Source organism: Candidatus Cloacimonadota bacterium (assembly GCA_020532355.1).
Taxonomy (GTDB): domain Bacteria; phylum Cloacimonadota; class Cloacimonadia; order Cloacimonadales; family Cloacimonadaceae; genus UBA5456.
Window position 1 is genome coordinate 1 of the sequence record JAJBBD010000168.1, and the last position, 6688, is coordinate 6688.

The 6688-nt window shown below is 44.2% G+C and carries 5 protein-coding genes; all 5 read left to right on the forward strand.

Annotated elements, in window-relative coordinates; translation table 11 throughout:
- The coding region (locus tag LHW48_06190) for a DUF1565 domain-containing protein (GenBank protein MCB5260048.1) at positions 1-880 on the forward strand (880 nt) is incomplete at its 5' end.
- Positions 877-2496 carry an FG-GAP-like repeat-containing protein gene (locus LHW48_06195; GenBank protein MCB5260049.1) on the forward strand — a complete coding sequence of 540 codons (1620 nt, stop codon included), beginning with the start codon at positions 877-879 and terminating at the stop codon, positions 2494-2496. The genes LHW48_06190 and LHW48_06195, both read left to right, overlap by 4 nt.
- A 105-nt stretch (positions 2497-2601) precedes the next feature.
- Positions 2602-4242, forward strand: a complete 1641-nt coding sequence (locus tag LHW48_06200) for an FG-GAP-like repeat-containing protein (GenBank protein MCB5260050.1) — start codon at positions 2602-2604, stop codon at positions 4240-4242.
- Between the two features lie 14 nt (positions 4243-4256).
- Positions 4257-5873: an FG-GAP-like repeat-containing protein gene (locus tag LHW48_06205; GenBank protein MCB5260051.1), complete on the forward strand. Its 1617-nt coding sequence runs from the start codon at positions 4257-4259 to the stop codon at positions 5871-5873.
- A gap of 8 nt (positions 5874-5881) precedes the next feature.
- On the forward strand, positions 5882-6688 hold an 807-nt coding region (locus LHW48_06210), incomplete at its 3' end, for a hypothetical protein (GenBank protein MCB5260052.1).

Here is a 6688-nt window from a genome sequence, read left to right on the forward strand (position 1 = left end):
AATATTTGATAACTACGCTATTTTTCTCGGAGGTGGACTATATGCAACATATACTACTGGATATACGTACTCAATCATCTTCGACCCCGTAAACCGCTGCTCAATCTACAATAACCGTTCCGGGTCGGGACAGGACATCTATATCCAACATGCTACCGCTGACTTATATATGCCTTTTGACACCTTTTCCGTGGCGGAACCGAGTAATTATTACGCAGTATATTTAAGTGACGATCCCTTAATCAACAACTACCGGATCAATTTTGATATCCTGAATGCGCACCATCAGGAGATTGATAGCGATCTCTATGTCTCAGCGAACGGTGATGATGCCAACGACGGCTTAAGCCCGGCTACGGCTCTGAAAACCATCCACGAGGCGATCTATAGGATTGCCGCCGACAGCCTTTGTCAGAAGACGGTGCATATCCTGCCCGGCGAATATTCCCGCACTGATAACGACCAGACCTTTCCTATCGCCCTTAAGAGCTGGGTGATGGTGCAAGGCAGTGGCATTGACACCACCACCGTTATCGGTGAACCACATCCGGAGATACCGTTGGGGTATGGCGATGCGGACTTTGCGTTTGCAAGTTTCACAGAATCAGTAATCACCATGCAAGACCTGTCGATCACTTCACGTTATTCGGATAACAGTAATGCAATACTATTGTACAGGATGGGATGTCTAAACTTGACAAATGTGAGGGTACATGATGTCATGGTCGATTACACTCCGGCAATACTTGGAGCAATGCAGGATGCACACGATAGTGTTTGGAATAACGTAACCATCGAGGACTATAGTTGGAATTTACACCAACGCTTGAGACTCAACTACAAAAAGAATGGTTGTTTACTAAAAAGGGAGGAACCATGAAAATAGCTGGATTTCTGTTATCAATAGTCCTATGTTTCTCATTGCAGTTAAATGCAATTGATGACTTGGAGACAATGACAACACTCGAAGGAGAATTCGACGGATCCTGGTTTGGGCATAAAGTGATTTCTATGGATTTTAACGGCGATGGTTACGATGACTTGATCGTACATTCCCCCAATTGGAATCCCAGTGGAGTCTATACCAATAGACAATTTTGGGGGAAGATATACTTTTTTTGGGGTGGCCCCAATATGAATAATGAGCCGGATTTTGCAATCGAGGGATCACAAAACTGGGAACATTACACGGTAAATATGATAAATGCAGGAGATATCAATGGAGACGGTATAGATGATTTGGCGATAACTTTACCCATTGATTATCGTACTAGTGAGATCTCGGTTTACTATGGGACAGCCAACCCAACTGGAATATCGGACCTGACAATCACGATTCCTTTTGATGTTAACAGCATGATATATGCAGAGCCTCTTGGGGATATCAACGGTGATGGTCATGCAGATTTGGTGATACATACTTGTCCTTGGAAATCATACACTAATAGACTAATCATCTGGACAGGCAATGATGTGCCATTGGTGACGCTGGCTGAAACTTGCAATGGCACGGTAGCAACAGCGGCTATTGGACTTGGAGACGTTAATGGTGATGGGATTGATGATTATTTTCTGCAGTATGGCATTCCAGGAGGAACAAACATGGATAGCAGAGTAGTGCTATACTATGGGGATACCAATTTCCCGACAGTCGATAGCTTAGTTATTGCTGAGAATACAAATGCGATAACAAACAGATCTGCAAGTCCCTTGGGTGATTTAAATAATGATGGATACGCGGATTTTGAGTTTATGGCTAAAGTATGGTTAGGAGGACCGGAGATGACCCCAGATCATGATCTCGAACTTACCTACCACTGCCTCTACCATGAATGGTACAGTCCCGTGTACAATGTTGGCACCCCATTTGTGTATGGAGATCTAAATGGGGACGGTTATGACGATATTATCGGGTCAACACATAAAATTCATTATTATGAAGGCGAGGCTGGTATCTGGGTGGGAGGCCCGAACATGGATGGGTTAATAGACCTATATCTATATCCACCCAGTGACTATGGAACCAGGAATTTCGGATGGTCTAAAGCTGCAGGGGATTTTAATGGTGATGGGTTGTGTGATCTTGCAGTTTCTGCCCCACGTTGGGGAACGGGTGGTACTCACAACTGGAACACTCCAGGGAAGGTTTTTGTCTACTCCGGCAATGCAGCTTTGACAGATCCAGCAATTGCCATAGACGACCAGGTAGAGGCTGAACCGAGCTGGGAGCTCAATGTATATCCCAATCCTTTACGGGCAAACGATCAGATAAATATAGATATTTTAGGTTCCGGATATAAAGCGTCCGATCCGCTAAGGCTGGAGCTGTTTAATGTGAGAGGTCAAAAAGTTTTTAGCACCGAGTATGCTGGCGGGACTTTTAACGGCAGACCGCTCTCTATACCCATGCCGGAAGGCGCAAGTGGCTTGCACATTCTTCGAATTGTGCAAAATAAGATAACTGTGATAAGCAAGAAAATCTGTATTCTAGAATAGGAGGAACAATGAGTTGGAATTTGCACCAACGTTTGAGACTCAACTCAAAAATGGCAAGATAGCCGGATCAAAAAAAGTAATCTTAATGTAAGAAAGGAGATAAAAATGAAACAAATCTATTGCGTAGTTCTGTTGCTGCTTGCCACGATTGTGGCATTAAGTTCACAGAATCAGATGGATTTAATCACCGCTATCTACGGTGAGTTCAATAATGACCTGTTTGGATTGCATCTGCTGGCTATGGACTTCAATGGAGATGGCTATGATGATTTGATCGTGAAATCAGACAGATGGAACAATACAGGAATATATGATAGTGAGTATCGTCCCGGTAAAATCTATTTTTATTGGGGCGGACCGGACTTTGACAATATCCCTGATTTCGTGCTGGAAGGTCAATGGCACCAACATTACGGGGGAAACTACAGTTCATCGCAACTTTGTAACGCCGGAGATATGAACGGTGATGGTATTGATGACTTGGCAATCATCAGCAGTTATGATACTATTTGGGGCTACCCCAAGAGTATTGACCTATTTTTGGGAAGCTCAAACCCACAGACTGTACCGGATTACACGATAACCTATCCCGATACTATGGTAGAGCCCCGCGCACTCGGCGACATAAACGGCGACGGAAAAGCTGACTTGGGCATAATGGGATACTATAACAGTCCAAGGGCTCCTTTTTGCTATATTTGGACGGATTTGGAATCTGACCCTGTGCTTTTCCGGAGCATGACCGGAGGAGGATTGATTTATCTAACCGGAGTAGGGGATATAAATAATGATGGATATGACGACACTTACCTGACTCTGCCAATTGATCCGACACAACCGCATGAGAAGAGAGCGGTCTTGTATTATGGAGATGGGGCAGCTTCAATGTCTGACAGCCTGGTAATAAGCGATAACATACCTGATGGCCGATCAAATGCCCGCCCTTTAGGAGATATCAATGGGGATGGTTTTGACGATTTCATAGGTTATCATGATTTTGATTATCATTATATTTGGTTGGGTTCTGCAGACTTAAGCCCACTTCCAAGCTTGGGCATCAGTCAATTCTCGGATCATCATGATATGCATTACTTTGCCCTTGGAGGGGGGAACTATGCTACTTACGGAGATTTTAATGGCGACGCCTACGATGATTTTGTTTGCAGTGATAGTGAGGCCAATGGCTACAATGGCCAGGCAGGAGTCTGGCTGGGTGGCCAGAATGTCAATGCCACGGTAGATTTGGTTTTGAATCCACCTTCAGACTGGCAGTGGCGCAACTTCGGCTATTCCAAGGCGATGGGCGATTTCAACGGAGATGGATTGTGTGATCTGGCCTTATCCTGCACCTGGTGGGGAACACAAGACTTTTGGGATCCGGGAAGAGTCTATGTCTATGCCGGGAACACCCAGCTTCAGGATACTACAGTGAGTGTTGATGATCCTGTAGCTCCATCCTTGGGACAGGATCAATGGAAACTAAATGTCTATCCAAACCCCTGCGCGAAGAATGATGGCAGCATTGGCATAGCACTTCAAGGAGAAGGCTATACTCGCTCTGGGGAATACTCATACAAGCTCTATAATATCCGCGGGCAGATGATACAACAAGGCCGGATAAGCTCTGCTGAGATGAAAAGCACGCAATTCAAGCTCTTGTTTAAGGGCTTGAGTGCCGGAATCTACCGGATCACGGTGCTCAAAAATGGCAAGGTAACCGGATCAAAAAAAGTAATCTTTATGTAAGAAAGGAGATCATCATGAAAACAAAACTACTTATACTTGGAGCAGTGGCTTGGCTCTTGCTATCGCTGCCACTCTCTGCAATAGACAGCTTAGATATCATGAATACGTTTTACGGTGAATTCAATGGGGCATGGTTTGGAGAACAAATTGTAGCCATGGATTTTAATGGCGATGGTTACGATGATCTGATCGTTCATGCTCCCAATTGGAATCCCAATGGAGTGTATAACAGCGATCAGCGCTGGGGTAAGTTGTATTTCTACTGGGGTGGGCCTGAAATGGATAATGAGCCAGATTTCGTGATGGAGGGAACTGAAAATTGGGCATTATATCCGGCAGGACCATTTAATGGAGGTGACATCAATGGAGATGGGATTGACGATATGGTAATCACCCTGCCTGTAGACCCGGCTTGCGTTATAGCCGTATATTACGGAACAGCCAATCCCACGGGTATACCAGATTTAACAATCACCATTCCATATGAAGTAAATGATTATATCGTTGCTAACCCTCTAGGCGACATCAATGGAGATGGTCGTGCAGATTTGGTGATACAAACTTCTCCTTGGGCTGTAAATGTAACCAGGTTAATAATCTGGACGGGCAACGATGCTCCATTTTTTACTCTAGTTGAGACAAACAATTATTCAGTATCAAGATCGGCAATTGGACTCGGGGATGTAAATGGTGACGACGTGGATGATTACCTCCTCCAGTATGGTATTCCAGGAGGAACAAACATGAACAGTAGGATAGTGCTGTATTATGGGAACACAAATTTCCCAGAGGTTGATAGTTTAGTAATATCTGACAATACAAATGATATTACCCTAAGGTCACCATGCCCATTAGGCGATCTCAATAATGATGGTTTCATGGATTTTGAGTCGTATGTAGGCAGAGTATGGTTTGGGGGAGAGAACATAAGCCCAGCCCACAATATCCAATTGGAAGTCAACTCTCAGGGCCACCAGTGGATCAATGCAGAACGTAATGTGGGGCCCCCATTTATTTATGGTGACTTAAACGGAGATGGTTATGATGATATCATTGGATCCACATATCAACTCCATTATTACCGGGGTGAGGTTGGCATCTGGGTAGGAGGCCCGAACATGGATGGATTAAGAGACCTGTATCTGTATCCACCTCTTGATTATGAAACGCGACAATACGGCTGGTCTAAAGCCGCAGGAGATTTTAATGGTGACGGCTTATGTGACCTTGCGGTTTCTGCCCCTATGTATTACTCTGCTCCACAATGGGCGGAGGGCAGGGTTTTTATCTATTCTGGCAATGCGGCACTAACAGATACAGTGGTGGCCAATGAAGACCAAGTAGAGGCTGAACCAAGCTGGGAGCTTAACGTATATCCCAATCCCTTGCGAGCAAAAGATCAGTTAAAGATCGATTTATTGGGATCAGGCCATAAGGCATCCGGTCCGTTAAGTCTGGAGCTGTATAACCTGAGAGGCCAAAAAGTGTGTAGCATTGATCATACGGGAGCAGCCCAAAGTGGAACTAGCCTCTCTATGCCTATCCCAGACATATCAAACGGCTTGTACATTCTTCGGGTTGTGCAAAATAACACAAGCATTTATACAAAGAAAATCATGGTTCTAAAATAGGAGGAACAATGAAAAAAGCACTATTGATCTTGGCCTTGCTTACTATGGTAGGTTTGGCCGCAGCCAAGTATTCAGATGAATTTCCTCTGGGTACATACTCTTATCTAAGTGAAAAACCTTGGTTCATGAACAATTTGAATGCACTAAGCAATGCTATGCATCAATTAGGGTACAATTCAACCATAATGGAGACCTTCAATGCTTCTGCTGATCTAACTTCATTATATTCAGCACTTAACGCCGATAGCATCGATGTAATCATATCCGATAGATCCTGGAGCAACTCTACGGGAAATGAAAAGTATGCCACTACGGGACTTACAACAAGCAGCTATTATAAGTTCGAAGCTGAATACGAGGATGGAAACAATCTATCGAATGAAGATATAACAGATAGTCAACACTGGTATGGCTCCAGAAATGAAGACCTGCCTGGAACTGATAATGATATTAATAGAGTTGGCTTTCCAGCCCAAACTTTCGTCACTCCTCCAGCCTCCAATGGTTATGTCTGGAGATGTGAGCCCAATCAGAATCCCAATATACTGTCACCCGGATGGGCATATACAGATTTACGCTGGAGATGGCTGACTACGGCTGGTGCAAACATTAGAATTGGTAAAGAGTTCATCCTTAATAAATACTCATCCGATCCAGCCCAAGATTCGCTCTACATCAAGTTTCACTTAAGGTTTTATATCCCATCCTCCGACGAATTGCCAGGAAATACAATTCTTCTATCTTTCGCCCCGGTTGGCTTTCAATATACTTATAATGCAGACGGCAGTGTATCAGGACATATGGGAATCCCTGAA

Bases quoted from the DNA above. Each gene is read 5' to 3' on its own strand.
- LHW48_06195 (MCB5260049.1), top strand. From the start codon at position 877: ATGAAAATAGCTGGATTTCTGTTATCAATAGTCCTATGTTTCTCATTG.
- LHW48_06200 (MCB5260050.1), top strand. From the start codon at position 2,602: ATGAAACAAATCTATTGCGTAGTTCTGTTGCTGCTTGCCACGATTGTG.
- LHW48_06205 (MCB5260051.1), top strand. From the start codon at position 4,257: ATGAAAACAAAACTACTTATACTTGGAGCAGTGGCTTGGCTCTTGCTA.